Below are 16229 nucleotides of genomic sequence, written 5' to 3'. Positions count from 1 at the left end.
GGGTGAGGTCCCGCGCCGGCCGGGTGCCGGTGACGGGTGAGGTCCCGCGCCGGCCGGGTGCCGGTGATGGCCGAGGTCCGGAGTCAGGCCCGGAGGGTAGCGGGCGCGGCACGGGGGTGTGGGCTTTCACACGCCCATGCTGCGCCGCAGCCCCTCCAGGGCCTGTTCGGCCTGGGCGCGCAGCCCGGGGTCGGTGGGGTCGAGGCCGTCGTCGAAGACGAGGGTCCAGCCGAGCACCTCGCCGCCGGGCCGGCGCCTGGCCACCAGGCGCACGCCGCCCCTGCCGGGCAGGCTCACGTGCTTGTTGACCACGATCGTGGAGTTGACCCGCTCCCTGAGCGTCTCGGGCAGCATGCGGGGCTCGGCGATCCGCTCGGTGTGCCGCACGCCGTCCATGGTGACCACCGCGAGCCCCTGCTCGTCCCAGGACGCCTTGTCGATCTCCTCGTACGGCACCCGCGTCCCGTCCGTCAGCAGCAGCGCGAGGTTGGTGGCGACCACGTGACCGGCGTCGGAGGCGGCGAACGTCAGGACCCGCTCCCCCGGCTGGAGATCGAGGGACCTGCGCACGTCGGCGGGCAGGCGGCGGAAGATTTTCATGCCACCACGGTATCGGCGAGCAGGTCGAGGGTGAGCGCCGCGCTCCAGGAGAAGTCCCTGCACCCGCGCCCGCTGCCGTCGAACGGGTCGAAGCACTCGCGGAAGCCGGCCTGCCTGACCAGCCGCAGGGTGCCGTTGGTGAGCTGCTGGGCCAGGTGGTCCAGGGAGTGCACGGCGGCGGCCCGGCGCAGCAGCCAGTTGGTGTTGACCCAGGAGGGGCCGCGCCAGTAGCGGGTGCGGTCGAACTGGCTCGCGCGGATCTCGCAGCTCGGCACCGGGTAGCCGGTCGCGCCCATGAACCTGGCCGACTCCAGCAGCTCGACGGCCGCCCGTAACTGCTCCTCCGGCAGCCCGGGGTCGAGCAGCGGCCCGAACGCGCCCACCGTGGACACCCTGATCAGCTTCCCGGCCCGCAGGTCGCGGGCGTAGAAGCAGCCGTCCCAGAGGCGGTCCAGCAGGGCCCGCCTGATGCGCTCGGCCTGCTCGGCGTGCGGGGCGGGGTCGGCGTGCGCGAGCGGGGCCAGCTCGGCCATGGCCTGGCAGGAGGCCAGCCAGATGCCGTTGAACATGGGGTCCTCGACCGCGAAGGGGTGCTCCTCGCGCAGGTAGGCGGCGCTGTAGCCGGCGTCGCGGTAGCGCATGGCGAGCCAGACGTAGCGGTCGTGGTCGCTGTCGGGGTGGCGCTCGGCCAGCTCGACGCCGCGGTAGCCGTACCGGATGGCGGGCAGGTTGTTGAGCGGCTCGTCCCAGGCCGGGCTGTCGTCCATGCCCGACTCCCACGGGTGCACGATGGCGGCCAGCCCGGCGCCGCCGAGGTCGCGGGCCGAGGCCAGGTAGTCGTGCTGGGCCACCAGCGCCGGGTAGGCCTTCCTGACGAAGTCCTCGTCGCCGGTGTGCCGGTAGAGCCACCACAGCGCCAGCCCGTGCAGGGGCGGCGCGGTGAGGCCCGAGGTGAGCACGTGCGGCGCGGCCTCGTTGTCCTGCGAGCGCCACACCGACGGCCCCGGGAAGTACGCCTCCCTGGTGTGGAAGACGATGTGCGGCACCATGCCGGTCGCCCATTGCCCGCGCAGCAGGCTCAGCAGCTCGTCGCGGGCCCGGTCCGGCCGGCGCCGGGCCAGACCGATGACGACGAACGCGGAGTCCCAGCTCCACTGGTGGGGATAGAGCCCCGGTGCGGGCACGGTGCCAGAGCCCGTCCAGTTCGCCTCGAGCACGGCCAACGCCTCGCGCCCGAGCGCGGCATCGTCGACCGCGGGCCGCGCCTCCATCATCCAACTATGACTGCGGATCCTCTCGGACGCTATGTCCTCTTGGCCCACTTCGACAGGAGCAGGACGCCGAAGGCGACGGCGCCGATGATGAGGCCCCACTTCAGGAGCGTGAGCGCGAGCCCCACCAGGGGGCCGAGCAGTACGAGGGCGGCGACGACGGCTGCGATGATGAGAAGTATGCGTCCCATGCCCGAAACGCTAAGAGATCGTTAAGCCGTTTGCAGGCGACACAGGGTTGAATCAGGGACAAGTCAGGGGTCCCCCCGACCTCTCACAGCAAAAGGAACTAAAGCGGTCGGACCCTCCGTTGAGCCGGTATAAACGGGGCAAGAGGGGGTCTCTTCGCGGGGAGCGTGATGAGCCTGGGACCACCCATGAGCAGGGAAGGCGTCGAGCACGCGCTGCGCGCCCGCGCCGACGAACGCGACCGCATCTCGGGCGACCTGCTCGATCTCGAATCACATACGACCTACCAACTGCTCAGGGGCGCCGGCTTACGGGGGGCGACCGGGCACCGGTGGGCGGCGGCGCAGGAGGCGCTGGCCAGGCTCTGGAGCCTGAACGACGCCTACCGCGCGGTGCTGCGCGAGGCGGAGCGGATCAGGGACGCCCGCCCCCGGCTGAGCGGCGAGCAGCTCGAACGGCTCACCGAGCTGCTGGCCGGCCCGTCCGTCGTGCTGCGGGCCGCGGCCAAGCCGGTCGAGCAGCGCTCGCTGCTGCCGCAGGCCGACGAGCGGCTGACCCTCGACCAGACCGTGTCCAGGATGGACGCCGCCTTCCGCGAGGTCACCTCCGCCCTCACCGACATCGACGAGCGGTGGAACGAGCTGCTGCCCCGCCTGGACGCCGCCGACGCCGCGCTGCGCCGCGTCCGCGAGCTGGAGACCGGGCTGGGCGAGGCCGCGCCAGGGCTGGGCACGCCGGAGGACGAGCTGAAGCGGCTGCGCGCCGGCGTGGTCCAGGACCCGCTCGGCGCGGCGGCCGTCGAGCGGGACCTCGACCGCGTGACCCGGCTGCTGGCCGCCGCCGTCACCGAGCTGGAACTGGCCGTCACGGTCAAGCAGGAGTACGCCCGCCGCCGCGAGAACCTGGTCGCCGCCCTCGACCGGGTGCGGGCCGCCGAGAGCGAGGCCCGACTGGCCCACGGCGCGGTCGTCGTCAAGATCGCGTTACCGCCCCAGGCGCGGCCGCGCAGCCGGGTGGACGCCCTGGCCGCCGCGCTGGACGCGCTCGACGTCTCGGCCGACCCGTGGGTGCTGCGCGCCAAGCGGCTGGCCGGGCTGGAGGACGAGGCCCGCGCCGCCGCCGAGCAGGCCCAGGTCACCGCCAGGGCGCTGTACGGCCTGGTGAGCCGGCGCGACGAGCTGCGCGGCCGGCTCGACGCCTGCCAGGTGATGGCGGTACGCAAGGGCATGGCGGAGGACCCGCACGCCGCCGAGCTGTTCGGACGCGCCCGCGCCCTGCTGTGGAGCGCCCCCTGCGACCTGACCAAGGCGGCGGCCGCCGTCGAGAACTACCAGCGCGCCATCCACGGAGGTAAGGCATGACCCGCTGCGCGCAACCCGGCTGCACCGGGACGATCGAGGAGGGCTACTGCGACCTGTGCGGCAACGCCGCGACCGCCGCGCCGGCCCCGCCGCCCTCGCTCCCGCTGGCCACCCAGCCGTCCTCCTCCTTCGCCACCAACCCGGTGAGCCGCCCCACGTCGGGTCCCGGCAGCAGCGGCCGGTCGCGGGCGGGGGTGCTGGCCACGCTCGCCGACCTGCCGTCGGTGCCCTACCGCGATCCGGCGAACGCCGTCATGGCCGATCCGCAGGTGCCGGAGGAGAAGCGCTTCTGCGCCAACCCCGACTGCGGCCGGCCCGTCGGCCGCTCCCGCGACGGGCGGCCTGGGCTGACCGACGGGTTCTGCCCGCACTGCCGCACGCCGTACTCCTTCGCCCCGAAGCTGGACAAGGACGACCTGGTGGCGGGCCAGTACCGGGTGCTGGGCTGCCTGGCGCACGGCGGCCTCGGCTGGATCTACCTGGCCTCCGACGAGAACCTGGACGGCCGCTGGGTGGTGCTCAAGGGCCTGCTCAACACCAACGACGCCGAGGCGCTGGCCGCGGCCGAGGCCGAGCGGCGCTTCCTGACCACGGTCGACCACCCCAACATCGTCAAGATCTTCAACTTCCAGCGCTCGGCCGGGCTCGGCTACATCGTCATGGAGTACGTCGGCGGCCAGTCGCTGCACGAGCTGCGCCGCCAGGGCCCGCTGCCGCTGCGCGAGGCCCTCATGTACGGCCGCGAGATCCTGCACGCCTTCGGCTACCTGCACGAGAACGGCATGGTCTACTGCGACCTCAAGCCGGCCAACGTGATCCGGGTGGGCCGGCAGCTCAAGCTCATCGACCTGGGCGCGGTCCAGCCCATCGGCTCGCCGCCGGGCACCTCGTGGGCCACGGTCGGCTACCACGCCCCCGAGCTGGAGACCCACCCGGCGTCGGTGGCCTCCGACCTCTACACGGTGGCCAGGACCCTCGCCGTGCTGGCGATCCCCGGGTTCAGCCCGGTGCAGAACGGCAAGGCCGCGCCGCTGCCGCAGGACTGCGGGCACCCGTCGTTCACCCGGCTGCTGCGCCGGGCCACCGCCGCCGACCCGGCCGAGCGTTTCCAGAGCGCCTGGGAGATGGAGGAGCAGCTCGTCGGGGTGCTGCGCGAGGTCTGCGCGCAGGAGGACGGGGTGCCGTACCCGCATCCCTCGACGTTGTTCGGGCCGGAGCGGGGGGCGGTGGGCACGGCGCTGGCCGAGGACGGCCAGGCGGTGCTCGCGCCGCTCGACCCGGTGGCGGCCGCCGCCGAGCTGCCGGTGCCGCTGGTGGACCCGGCCGACCCGGCGGCCGGCGCGCTGGCCGGGCTGCTCGGCCGCGACGGCAGGGAGCTGGTCGAGCAGCTCGCCGCGATGCCGCAGACGCCCGAGACCAAGCTGATGCGGGCCAGGCTGCTGGCCGAGGAGGGCGCGGCCGGGACCTCGATGGTGCTCGACCAGCTCGCGGCCGAGCTGCCCGGCGACTGGCGGGTCACCTGGTACCGGGGCGTGCTGGCGATGGCCACCCGGCAGCCCGGCGTGGCCGTGCCGCTGTTCGACGCGTGCCTGTCGCTGCTGCCCGGCGAGCCGGCGCCCAAGCTGGCGCTGGCGTTCGCGCTGGAGTGCGCGGGCCAGCACGCCGCCCCCTGGTACGACACCGTCTGGCGCACCGACCACGGGTACGTGAGCGCGGCGTTCGGCCTGGCCAGGACGGGCCGGATGGGCGTGCTGGACGAGGTGCCGGCCACGTCGAGCTACCGGGTGGCGGCGCAGGTGGCGCTGGCCATCTCGGCGGCGCGCCGCCCGGACCCGGCCGCGATCGTCCCCGCCGACCTGGTGACCGCCGCCGACCGGCTGGCCCGGCTGTCCGACCTGGACTCGCGCCGCCGCGACCTGCTCACCGCCGAGCTGCTGCACGGCGGCCTGGCCTGGCTGGAGTCCAACGCGCCGCCCCCGGGCCTGCGCCTGGCGGAGGCGGCGTTCACCGAGCCCGGGCTGCGCAGGCGGCTGGAGTCGATCTACCGGCGGCTGGCCGTGGCCGCCGCGACCCGCCAGGAGCGCCACGCCCTCATCGACCGGGCCAACGCCGTGCGTCCCAGGACGTGGCTGTGAGCGCGGCGGCGGACCCCGCGGCGGGCGCGGCGCCGGACCCGGCGGTGGACGCGGCGCCGGACCCGGCGGTGGACGCGGCGGCGGGCGCGGCGACAGGCGCGGCGCCGGGGGCGTGCCCGGTCTGCGGGACGTCCGTGTTCGCGGGCGACCTCTACTGCGAGCGGTGCGGCCACACGCTGGGCTCGCCGGTGTGCGCCTCCTGCGGGGCGGCCGCCGTGGACGCGGAGGGCTACTGCGAGCGGTGCGGGCTGCGCCAGCCGACCGGCCGCGACCACGCCGAGATCGTGCTGGAGGGCGGCGCGGCGGCGGTCACGGACAAGGGCCTGCGGCGCAGCAGGAACGAGGACGCGGTGGCGCTGCTGGGCGCGGGCCCGGCCGTGGTGAGCGTGGTCTGCGACGGCGTCGGCAGCTCCCCGCGGGCCGACGAGGCGTCGGCGGTGGCCGTCGAGGCGGCGAGCGCGGCGCTGATCAGGGGGCTGTCGCACGAGGAGGCGTTCGAGCTGGCCGGCCGGGCGGTGGCCAAGCTCGCGACCTCGGTGCACGACGCGCCCGCCTGCACCTACGTGGCGGCCGTCGTCCGGGGCGGGCGGGTGAGCCTGGCCTGGGCCGGTGACACGCGGGCGTACTGGCTGCCGGCCGCGCCCCCGCGCACGCCGGACCTGCTGACCACCGACGACGTGGTGGAGACCGGCGAGATCACCGCCTGGCTCGGCGCCGACGCCGAGGACGTGCGGCTGCACGTGCGCGACTTCGTGCCGCCCGCGCCCGGCCTGCTGCTGGTCTGCAGCGACGGCCTGTGGCGCTACCTGGACGGCCACGCCGTCCCCGCCTCCGGCGACCCGCTGGAGCTGGCCCGCGAGCTGCTGCGGCACGCGCTGGACTCCGGCGGCCAGGACAACATCACGATCGCTTTGATCCCCCTAGGAGATGCCCGTGAGTGACCAGCCCGCGTTCACGTTGACGATCGACCAGAACAAGTACCTCCCGCTCGACGGCCGCGAGGTGCACGCCATCCTCACCGTCGGCGCCACGGGCGGCGTCGCCGTGCAGGCGTCCGGGCCGGCGGAGGCCGCCGAGGTGATCATCGTGGACACGTCGGGGTCGATGAGCGGCGGCAAGATCCGCGAGGCCCGGCAGGCCGCCGCGACCGCCGTGCGGACGCTGCGCGACGGCGTGCACTTCGCGGTGATCGCCGGGACGGAGCACGCCAGGATGGTCTACCCGGGCGGCCAGCCGCACCTGGTGAAGGCCACCCCGGCCACGCGGGCCGAGGCGACGCGGGCGGTCGAGCGCCTGCTGGCCCACGGCGGCACCGCGATCGGCGAGTGGCTGAAGCTGGCCGGCCACCTGCTGACCGCGCACCCGTCGGCGATCCGGCACGCGCTGCTCATGACCGACGGCCAGAACAACGAGCGCGCCGACGTGTTCGGCGCCGTCCTGGCGGGCTGGAGCGGCAAGTTCGTGGTGGACTGCCTCGGCGTCGGCGACGACTGGGTGCCGGCCGAGCTGCGCAGGGTGGCCGAGGCGATGCTGGGCACGTTCGACTTCGTCCGCGACCAGGGCGACCTGCCGGAGTACTTCCGGCGGCTCACGCAGCAGTCGATGAGCAAGACCGTCGCCGAGCTGTCGCTGCGGGTGTGGGTGCCGCAGACGGCGCGGCTGAAGTTCGTCAAGCAGGTCTCCCCCGTGCTGCTGGACCTGACCGGCAAGCGCACCGACGTCAACCCGCTGACCGGCGACTACCCGACCGGGTCGTGGGGCGCGGAGGAGCGCGAGTACCACGTGTGCGTCGAGGTGCCGCCGGGGCAGGTCGGCCAGGAGATCAGGGCGGGCTGGGTCAAGCTCGTCCGGCCCGACACCGGCGACGTGCTGGCCAGCGGCAACGTACTGGCGCAGTGGACCGACGACCTGGCGCAGTCCACCCGCATCAACGGCAAGGTCGCCCACTACACCGGCCAGGCCGAGCTGCACGACCTCATCCAGGACGGGCTCAGCGCCCGCGCCGCCGGCGACGTGGACACCGCGACCGCCCGGCTGGCCAAGGCCCGCGAGCTCGCCGTGGAGTCGGGCCGCGAGGACACCGCCCGCCTGCTGGAGAGGGTGGTCGAGGTGGACCCGGCCACCGGCACCGCGCGCCTGCGCAGGAACGTGGACAAGGCCGACGAGATCGAGCTCGACACCGGCTCGGTGCGCACCAGCCGGCTGCGCAAGGAAGGACACTGATGGCGACCTGCCCGCAGGGGCACGCGTCGGGCTCCGACGACTACTGCGACGTGTGCGGCTCCCAGATGGGTGCCGCTCCCCCGGCCGCCCCCGCCGCACAGCCCGCCGGAGACGCCTCCGGGGGCGCGCCCGCGCAGGAGAGCTGCCCCATCTGCCGGACGCCGCGCGCCGGCCAGTTCTGCGAGGTGTGCGGCCACGACTACAGCGGGTCCGGCCCGGCCGTGCCGCTGCCGGTCACCGGGGCGCGGTACGAGGCGGTCACCGCCGCCGACCGCGCCTACTACGAGAAGGTCATCGCCGAGGGCGGCCCGGACGCCGACGCCGTGGCCTTCCCGCCGTACTGTCCCGAGCGCTCCTTCGGCCTGCACGGCGAGCAGGTACGCATCGGGCGCCGCAGCCGGGCCAGGAACCTGGCCCCCGAGATCGACCTGACCGGCCCGCCGGAGGACCCCGGCGTCTCCCACCTGCACGCCGTGCTGCTGGCCCAGCCGGACGGCTCGTGGACGGTCGTGGACCCCGGCTCCGCCAACGGCACCCAGGTCAACGGCAAGCCGCTCAAGGTCAACGTGCCGGTCAGGATCGGGCCCGGCGACCGCATCCACCTGGGCGCGTGGACCGTCATCACGATCAGGGAGGGCACCCCGTGACCGTGGTCCAGGCCCCGCCCGCCCCCGCGCCGGCGCGCCGGCGCGGCGTGCCCGGCCGGATCCGGGTCATCACCGGCGTCACCGCGGCCGCGCTGGCGCTGCTGTTCACCGCGCTGGCGGTGGGCAGCTCCAGCGCCCGCGACGGGCTGCGGGTGATCGGCCGCGACGCCGGGCCTCAGGTCGTCGCCACCGCCGGCCTCTACCTGGCGCTCAGCGACATGGACGCGCAGGTCGCCAACGCGCTGGTGATGGGCGACGGGTACGCCACCCAGCGCCGCGAGGCCCTGGCCCAATACGAGCGCCGTCGCTCGGAGGCCAACCAGGCGCTGCTGAAGGCGTTCCAGCTCTCCGGCGACGACCCGGCCGAGCGGCGCACCGTGCAGTCGGTGCTGGACGGGCTCGGCCGGTACGAGCGGCTGGCCGGGCAGGCCCTGCTGCTCGACGAGCGCTCCGGGCACGCGCCTGGGCCGCCTCCGGCGCAGGTGGTGGCGACCTACCGCCAGGCCACCGACCTCATGCGGATGGTGCTGCTGCCGCAGGCGTACAACCTGACGCTGGAGAACGGCACCATCGTGCGCCGCACCTACGACGACAAGGCGCTCGTGCTCCCGCTGCTGCGGGCCGCGGTGGCGGTGGCCGGGCTGGTGGCGCTGGGCTGTCTGCTGTGGCTGCAGGTCTTCCTGGCCCGGCGCTTCCGCCGGCTGTTCGGGCCGGCGCTGCTGGTGGCGACCGTGGCGGCCGCGGTCGCCACGGTGGCCGGGGTGAGCGTGCTGGGGCAGGACCAGGAGGCGCTGCGGGAGGCCAAGAGGTCCGGCTTCGACTCGGTGCTGACGCTGGCCAGGACGCGGGCGATCAGCAACAGCATGCAGGGCGACCAGAGCCGCTACCTGCTGGACAAGGAACGCGCCGACACCTACGAGCACACGTTCCTGGACAAGTCGCAGTCGGTCTACTACCTGGCGGCCGGCAACCTGGAGGCGTACCAGGCCAAGGTGGCGGCAGGCGACCAGCGCATCCTCGGGCTGCTCGGGCCGGAGCTGATCGGGCCGCGGGGCCAGGACGTCGTGGCGGCCTACGAGCGGTTCCAGGCCGCCGACGCCGGCTTCAGGGAGCTGGCGCTGAGCGGGCGGGCCAACGAGGCGGTGGCACAGCGGCTCGGGCAGGCCACGCGGGCGTTCGACGCCTACGACCGGGCCGTGGTGGCGCTGGCCGGCCAGCACGAGAACGCCTTCGAGCGGGCCATCGGCCACGGCGAGGGCGTCCTGGACAACCTGTGGCGGCTGCTGCCCTTCGCGATCGGCGGGATCGGCCTGCTGCTGGTCGCCGGGGTGTGGCCTCGACTCAAGGAGTACCGGTGAAGCGGGTGCTGGCGGTGGTGGCGGCCCTGGTGGCCGTGCTGGCGGCGGGTGGCTGCGGCGGCGACGGGCACGAGTCCATCGTCGACAAGGACAAGCTGGTCATCGCGGTGCGCCCGGACCTGCCCTCGGTCGGGTTCCGCAGGCCCGACGGGACGTTCGAGGGCTTCGACGTGGACGTGGCCTCCTACGTCGGCCGCAAGCTGGGCAAGCCGTTCACGTTCATCCCGGTGCTGGCGGCCGACCGGGAGAAGGTGCTGCTCGACGGGCGGGCCGACCTGGTGCTGGCGACGTACACGATCGACCAGGACCGCAAGGCCAAGGTGTTGTTCGCGGGGCCGTACCACATCTCCTACCAGGACATCCTCATGCGGCCCGACGAGACCTTCAAGAACGTGCGCGACCTCAAGGGGCACACGATCTGCCAGGTGAAGGGGACGAACGCGGCCCAGCGGGTGGTCGAGGAGCGGAAGGTGGCGGCGCGGCTGGCGCCGTTCGCCGACTACAAGGCGTGCCTGGCGGCGCTGAGGAGCCGGCAGGTGGACGCGGTCACCACCAACGACGTCATCCTGGCCGGCCTGGCCAAGCAGGACGGCTCGGGGCTGCGGCTGGCCAACGCCCAGTTCAACGAGCAGCGCACCGGGGTGGGGCTGCGCAAGGACGACGTGCCCGGCTGCGAGGAGGTCAACCGGGCGATCACCGACATGTACCAGGACGGGACGGCGGCGAGGCTGCTGCACAAGTGGTTCGGCTCGTCGGGGCTGAACCTGACCACGATCGCGGTGCCGCAGTTCGAGGGCTGCTCCTAGCCCGGCGACAGGAAGCACGTGACAGGGAGCACGCGGCAGGGAGCACGGCGGCGGGCCGGGGCGCGTGGGCCCCGGCCCGTCCACTGCCGTCTCTCCTCGGCTCAGACAGTCGTCCCGTCAGTCCAGGTAGTCCCGCAACATCTGCGCGCGCGTCGGGTGGCGGAGCTTGGCCAGGGTCTTGGACTCGATCTGGCGGATGCGCTCCCGCGTGACCCCGAACTCCCTGCCCACCTCCTCCAGCGTGCGCGGGTGCCCGTCGGCCAGGCCGAAGCGGAGCTGGATGATGCGCTGCTCGCGGTCCGACAGGGTCGCCAGGATGTCGTCGAGCTGGTCCTGCAGCATGATGAACGCCGCGGCCTCCATGGGCACGACGGCGTCGGCGTCCTCGATGAAGTCCCCCAGGTCGGAGTCCTCCTCGCCGATGGGCGACTGCAGCGACACGGGCTCCTGGGCGATGCGCTGGATCTCCACGACGCGGTCGACGGGGAGGTCCATCTCCTTGGCGATCTCCTCGGGGATGGGCTCCCGCCCGAGGTCCTGGTGGAGCTGGCGCTGGACCCTGACGAGCTTGTTGATGGTCTCCACCATGTGGACCGGGATGCGGATCGTCCGCGCCTGGTCGGCGATGGCCCGGGTGATCGCCTGGCGGATCCACCAGGTCGCGTAGGTGGAGAACTTGTAACCCTTCGTGTAGTCGAACTTCTCGACGGCCCGGATGAGGCCGAGGTTGCCCTCCTGGATCAGGTCCAGGAACAACATGCCGCGGCCCACGTACCTCTTGGCGATCGACACCACGAGCCTGAGGTTGGCTTCGATGAGCCGCTGTTTGGCCCGCGTCCCCTGCCAGACGAGCTCCCTGAACTCAGGGAAGGCCAGACGCGAGACCCCGTTGGCCAGCTTGTCCTCGGCGAACAGGCCGGCTTCGATCGACTTGGCGAGCTCCACCTCCTCCTCGGCGGTCAACAGCGGCACCCGGCCGATCTCCCTGAGGTAGATACGGACCAGATCGCTGGTCGGCGCCCGCTTGCCTACGTCTTCCTCATCGGCGCGGGTGGATTCCTCGTCGCCCTGGGGCTCGAGGACCTCCACGCCGTTCTCGGCGAGCATCCGCACGACGCGCTCCAGCGCGTCGGACGGCAGCTCGGATCGGTCAAGCGCGGCTGCGACGTCATCGACGGTTACGCTCCCGCGCTCCCTTCCCTTCGCGACGAGGTCCGCCACCTGATCAACGGATGGCGGTCCACTTGGCAGCACCGATGCACCCACGGGACACAGTCTGCAGTATTGGTTCCATCAAATGGCAGACCCATTTTTGTCACCGAAGGTAAGACCTTGGTCCTTACCGAATTGAGATCGGGACAATGTTTAGCCGGAGTTTGATCAGGAAAGTAAAGCCAATTACGCGATCACCATTCACGCGCCCGGCGGGACCGGCCGGCCGGGCGGAACTCTTTCGCTGCCCCGAACCCGTCGCCCATCCCTTTTGTCACACGATGGACCGTGCCACATTCCCTGGTCAACCGCCCTGGTTTGACAGGTGAAGTCGCGACCGAACCGTTATCGACCGGCCCGCGGGATCAGTTTCCGGCGGCGCGCTCGCGCAGCACGCGGCGCTGCTGCTCCAGCGCCACCAGCTCGCCGAACAGCCGGTTGTACTCCTGCTGCTCCTCCACCGGGTTGAGCCGCTGGATGCGCGACTTCACTTGGGCGATCGCGCGGTCGACCGCGATGGCCTCGATGGCGGCCAGCATCGCCCCGGCGTAGCGCTCCTCGGCGTGCGCGTCGGCCTGGATCGGCTCCACCGCGAAGCGGGTGACCAGCGCCCGCGCGCCCTCCTCGTGGGCGTGCTCCAGCAGGAGGTCGACCCACTCCCGCCCGCCGTGCCCGGCCGCCGCCAGGCCGCCCGCGGCCGTGACGACGCCGTGCAGCATCACATGGTCGGGCGCGGTGAACGCCTGCGGGTCGAGGGCGTCGAAGCGCGGCCCGAGCAGGGCCGGGCGCTGCACGGCCAGCTTGAGCAGCTCGGCCTCCACCCGCACGCCGGGATCGACGGGCGCGGCCCTGGGGACGCGCTGCGGGCGGCCCTGCTGCGCCCCCGCGGCGGTCGCGATGCGCTGCATGACGAAGCGCTCGTCCATGAAGCCGAGCCACCGGTCGAGGTCGATGGCGTAGCGCTTGCGCAGCCCGGCGTCCTTGATGCCGGCCACGATGGGCGCGGCGGCGTCCAGGGCGGCGATCTTGCCCTCGTTGCTGCGCAGGTCGTAGCGGGCGATCGTGCTCCTGATCGCGAACTGGAACAGCGGCTCGCGGCTCGCCACGAGGTCGCGCACGGCCGCGTCGCCCTGCTTGACCCGCAGGTCGCACGGGTCGAGCCCGTCGGGCTGCACCGCGACGTAGGTCTGCGTCACGAACTTCTGCTCGTCGGCGAAGGCCCGCAGCGCGGCCTTCTGCCCGGCCGCGTCGCCGTCGAAGGTGAAGATCACCTCGCCCCGGAACTCGGCCTGGTCGAGCAGGAAGCGGCGCAGGATCTTGATGTGCTCCTCGCCGAACGAGGTGCCGCAGGTGGCCACGGCCGTGGGCACGCCCGCGAGGTGGCAGGCCATCACGTCGGTGTAGCCCTCGACGATCACCGCCTGGGAGCGCTTGGAGATCTCCCGTTTGGCGAGATCGATCCCATAAAGCACCTGGCTCTTCTTGTAAAGCGGTGTGTCAGGCGTATTGAGGTATTTCGGCCCGTCATCGGAATCAAGCAACTTCCGTGCGCCGAAACCGATCACATCGCCCGTCGCGTCCCTGATCGGCCAGATCAGCCGCCCGCGGAACCGGTCGATCGGCCCCCGCCGGCCCTCCTTGGCCAGCCCGCCCTTGACCAGTTCCTCGGCGGTGAACCCGCGGCCCAGCAGGTGGCGGGTGAGCGCCTCCCACTCGTTGGGCGCGTAGCCCACCCCGAAGGTCTCGGCGTCGGCCCGCTCGAACCCGCGCTCGGACAGGAACCGCCGCCCGGCCGCCGCGTCGGGCCCGAACAGCTTGGCCGCGTAGAACTCGGCCGCCGCCCGGTGGGCCTCGATGAGCCTGGCCCGCTCGCCGTGGTCGCGCCTGGGAACGTAACCACCCTGCTCGTACTGGAGCTGGATGCCGGCCCGCTGCGCCAGCCGCTCGACCGCCTCGCCGAACGACAGGTGCTCGATCTTCTCGACGAACGTGATGACGTCGCCGCCCTCGGAGCAGCCGAAGCAGAAGTACATCCCGCGCTCGGGCGTGACGTTGAAGGACGGGGTCTTCTCGTCGTGGAAGGGGCACAGGCCCTTGAGGTTGCCGCCACCGGCGTTGCGCAACTGGATGTGCTCGCCGATCACGTCGGCGATGGGAGAGCGTTCGCGTACGAGAGCGATGTCGACATCACGGATCCGGCCAGCCACGCCGGGAAGTCTATGCCGCCCTGCCGGAGTTGCCCGCACCCGGCGCCAGAATGGCCTCACCCGCCGGGGCGATCGTGGCAAAGCGGCTCGGCGGGGGTCCCCGGTCGGCTACAAAGGTAAAGGTTGGTCGTGGAAACGGTGACATGGGTGGAGATCATGCGAGCGGGGCATCTCGGACGATGGGCGGCCGTCTCGGGCGCCGTGCTGCTGACCGGGCTGCTGACCGGCGCCTGCTCGCAGGCCACCGGGCTGGCCGGCGTGAGCGCCAGGTCGCCCGCCACGGCCCCGCCGTCGGGCACGCCGCTGGTCACCGCGACCATCCCCGACCCCACGCCGTCGGCCGAGCACCAGGCCGCCGCCGAGGAGCCGCCGCGCGGCGAGGACCCGGTGCGGGTGCCGCCGCCGAAGTTGTCGAAGTACACCTACACGTTCCCGGTCAAGGGCTGCGAGGTGACCTACGAGCGGCGGCTGCTGGTGCTGCCCAAGACCACGATCTGGGCCGGGCAGGGCTGCGCGTTCGTGGCGCCGGTGGACGGCGTCGTGGACGAGGTCAACATCCAGAACAGGTGGAAGTCGTCCACGGACGAGGGCTCCACGCGGGAGGGCAGGTTCGTCACGATCGTCGGCGACGACGGCGTGCGCTACCTCGGCGGCCACCTGGACTCGGTGGCCGCCGACATCAAGCCGGGCCTGCGGGTGAAGGCCGGCCACGTGCTGGGACGGGTGGGCCGCACCGGCAACGCCCGCGACACCGGCCCCAACCTGTACTTCGCGATCTCGTGGAAGACCGGCCCGGCCTACTGGTGGGTCCGGCGCGGCATGGTGGAGCCGTGGGACTACCTCGACGCCTGGGCGAAGGGCAACCGCACGCTGTCGCCGCGCGAGGAGACGCTGAAGCTGCGGGCCAAGCTCGGCGAGACGCCGGCCTGCTCCGTCCAGTGCGCCGCCAACAGGACGACGACCTCCACCCCCAGCAAGAGCCCGCGGCCCACGCCCCGCAAGACCAGGCGCGAGGAGATCCCCGACGTGGTCACGCTCAGTCCGACGACGACAATTCCTTAGGGTCGACGACGGCGCCCGAGCGGATGAGCTCCTGGATGCCGTCCACGACGTCCCACACGTTGACGTTCATGCCGGCCACCACCCGGCCCTCGCGCAGCCAGTAGGCGACGAACTCCAGGGCGTCCACGTCGCCGCGGTAGACGACCTCGTCGTAGCCCTCGGTGTGGCCGGAGAACTCCATGCCGAGGTCGTACTGGTCGGTGTAGAAGTACGGGACCGGGTCGTGGACGACCTCCTGGCCGAGCATCGAGCGGGCGGCCGCGGGGCCGCCGTGCAGGGCGTTGGCCCAGTGCTCGACGCGCAGATGGCGGCCGTACAGGGGGTGGTACGACTCGGCCACGTCGCCGGCGGCGTACACGTCGGGGTGCGAGGTGCGCAGGGCGGCGTCGGTGCGCACGCCCTGGCCGACCTCCAGGCCGGCCTCGCGGGCCAGCTCGACCTCCGGCACGACGCCGATGCCGGCCACGACGAGGTCGGCGGTCAGCCGCTCGCCCGAGCTGAGGCGCACGCCGGTCCCGGTGACCTCGGCCGCGGCGATGCCGAAGCGCAGGTCCACGCCGTTGTGGGCGTGCAGGCGGGCGAAGACGCCGCCCACCTCGGGGCCGAGCACCCGGTTGAGCGCGGTGGCCTCGGGCTCGACGACGGTGACCGCGCAGCCGGCCGCGCGGGCCGCGGCGGCGGTCTCCAGGCCGATCCACGAGGCACCGACGATCAGGACGCTCTCCGCGCGCGCGAGACGGTCCCTGATGGCCTCGCAGTCGTCCACGGTGCGCAGGTAGGCCGCGGGGCCCGGCAGGCGGCGTGGGGTGGCTCCGGTGGCGAGGAGGAGCTTGTCGAACGGCTGGCGCGAGCCGTTGGCGAGCCGGACCACGTGGGGCTCCAGCTCGACGCGGGTGACCCGCGTGCCGAGGCGCAGGTCCACCGCGTTGTCCGCGTACCACTCGGGGCCGTGGACGAAGATGGCGTCGCGCTCGCTCCTGCCGTTCAGGTAGTCCTTGGACAGGGGCGGCCGCTCGTAGGGCCGCTCGTCCTCCGCCCCGAACAGCACGATCTCGCCGTCGAAGCCCTCTTCGCGCAGCGTCTGCGCGGCCTTGGCCCCGGCCAGCCCGCCGCCGACGATCACATATGTGGCCATGGCCGCAGTATCCGCCCCGGGCG

General features: G+C 73.1%; 14 protein-coding genes. 8 read left to right on the top strand and 6 right to left on the bottom strand.

The features are described 5' to 3' along the window. Nucleotides 1–126 precede the first annotated feature (126 nt). Genes AB0H75_RS06985 through AB0H75_RS06975 form a run of 3 tightly spaced genes read right to left on the bottom strand, consistent with a single transcriptional unit; the run spans nucleotide 127 to nucleotide 2062 of the window. Nucleotides 127–600, bottom strand: coding sequence for a hypothetical protein (locus AB0H75_RS06985; RefSeq protein ID WP_367791647.1), 474 nt, complete (start codon nucleotides 598–600; stop codon nucleotides 127–129). Next, nucleotides 597–1871 (bottom strand): amylo-alpha-1,6-glucosidase, encoded by a 1275-nt coding sequence (locus AB0H75_RS06980; protein ID WP_367791644.1) that lies wholly within the window; start codon nucleotides 1869–1871, stop codon nucleotides 597–599. The genes AB0H75_RS06985 and AB0H75_RS06980 overlap by 4 nt, the downstream gene beginning before the upstream one ends. A 32-nt stretch (nucleotides 1872–1903) precedes the next feature. Next, a complete protein-coding gene (locus AB0H75_RS06975) occupies nucleotides 1904–2062 on the bottom strand; it encodes a hypothetical protein (RefSeq protein ID WP_367791641.1) in 159 nt (52 codons plus the stop codon). A 186-nt stretch (nucleotides 2063–2248) separates the two neighbouring features. On the opposite strand from AB0H75_RS06975, the gene AB0H75_RS06970 reads away from it, so the two are divergent. The 7 genes from AB0H75_RS06970 to AB0H75_RS06940 are packed head-to-tail and all read left to right on the top strand — an operon-like array spanning nucleotide 2249 to nucleotide 10590. Further along, nucleotides 2249–3421 (top strand): hypothetical protein, encoded by a 1173-nt coding sequence (locus AB0H75_RS06970; protein WP_367791638.1) that lies wholly within the window; start codon nucleotides 2249–2251, stop codon nucleotides 3419–3421. Next, nucleotides 3418–5556, top strand: a complete 2139-nt coding sequence (locus AB0H75_RS06965) for a tetratricopeptide repeat protein (protein WP_367791635.1) — start codon at nucleotides 3418–3420, stop codon at nucleotides 5554–5556. Before AB0H75_RS06970 ends, AB0H75_RS06965 begins: the two co-directional genes overlap by 4 nt. Continuing rightward, nucleotides 5553–6497: a PP2C family serine/threonine-protein phosphatase gene (locus AB0H75_RS06960; RefSeq protein ID WP_367791632.1), complete on the top strand. Its 945-nt coding sequence runs from the start codon at nucleotides 5553–5555 to the stop codon at nucleotides 6495–6497. Before AB0H75_RS06965 ends, AB0H75_RS06960 begins: the two co-directional genes overlap by 4 nt. Then, the gene (locus AB0H75_RS06955) at nucleotides 6490–7779 is read left to right on the top strand and encodes a VWA domain-containing protein (RefSeq protein ID WP_367791629.1); all 1290 of its coding nucleotides are present in this window, start codon (nucleotides 6490–6492) and stop codon (nucleotides 7777–7779) included. Before AB0H75_RS06960 ends, AB0H75_RS06955 begins: the two co-directional genes overlap by 8 nt. Continuing rightward, nucleotides 7779–8426 carry an FHA domain-containing protein gene (locus AB0H75_RS06950; protein ID WP_367791626.1) on the top strand — a complete coding sequence of 216 codons (648 nt, stop codon included), beginning with the start codon at nucleotides 7779–7781 and terminating at the stop codon, nucleotides 8424–8426. The genes AB0H75_RS06955 and AB0H75_RS06950 overlap by 1 nt, the downstream gene beginning before the upstream one ends. Continuing rightward, nucleotides 8423–9784, top strand: a complete 1362-nt coding sequence (locus AB0H75_RS06945) for a hypothetical protein (protein ID WP_367791623.1) — start codon at nucleotides 8423–8425, stop codon at nucleotides 9782–9784. The genes AB0H75_RS06950 and AB0H75_RS06945 overlap by 4 nt, the downstream gene beginning before the upstream one ends. Further along, complete coding sequence (locus AB0H75_RS06940) at nucleotides 9781–10590, top strand: transporter substrate-binding domain-containing protein (protein ID WP_367791620.1); 810 nt, start codon at nucleotides 9781–9783, stop codon at nucleotides 10588–10590. Before AB0H75_RS06945 ends, AB0H75_RS06940 begins: the two co-directional genes overlap by 4 nt. Before the next feature lie 117 nt (nucleotides 10591–10707). Here the strand turns inward: AB0H75_RS06940 and rpoD are convergent, their stop codons facing one another. Both rpoD and dnaG read right to left on the bottom strand, forming a co-directional pair. Further along, complete coding sequence (rpoD, locus tag AB0H75_RS06935) at nucleotides 10708–11844, bottom strand: RNA polymerase sigma factor RpoD (protein WP_043627522.1); 1137 nt, start codon at nucleotides 11842–11844, stop codon at nucleotides 10708–10710. Between the two features lie 323 nt (nucleotides 11845–12167). Continuing rightward, nucleotides 12168–14009 carry a DNA primase gene (dnaG, locus tag AB0H75_RS06930; RefSeq protein WP_367791616.1) on the bottom strand — a complete coding sequence of 614 codons (1842 nt, stop codon included), beginning with the start codon at nucleotides 14007–14009 and terminating at the stop codon, nucleotides 12168–12170. A 156-nt stretch (nucleotides 14010–14165) separates the two neighbouring features. On the opposite strand from dnaG, the gene AB0H75_RS06925 reads away from it, so the two are divergent. Then, nucleotides 14166–15071: a M23 family metallopeptidase gene (locus AB0H75_RS06925; protein WP_367792384.1), complete on the top strand. Its 906-nt coding sequence runs from the start codon at nucleotides 14166–14168 to the stop codon at nucleotides 15069–15071. Here AB0H75_RS06925 and AB0H75_RS06920 read toward each other — a convergent pair. Next, nucleotides 15046–16206 carry an NAD(P)/FAD-dependent oxidoreductase gene (locus AB0H75_RS06920; protein WP_367791613.1) on the bottom strand — a complete coding sequence of 387 codons (1161 nt, stop codon included), beginning with the start codon at nucleotides 16204–16206 and terminating at the stop codon, nucleotides 15046–15048. The two genes, AB0H75_RS06925 and AB0H75_RS06920, sit on opposite strands and share 26 nt — an antisense overlap. Between the last annotated feature and the right edge of the window lie 23 nt (nucleotides 16207–16229).

Source organism: Nonomuraea sp. NPDC050783 (assembly GCF_040802095.1).
In the GTDB taxonomy this organism is placed as follows: Bacteria; Actinomycetota; Actinomycetes; order Streptosporangiales; family Streptosporangiaceae; genus Nonomuraea.
This window is presented reverse-complemented; position numbering and strand designations above follow the sequence as displayed.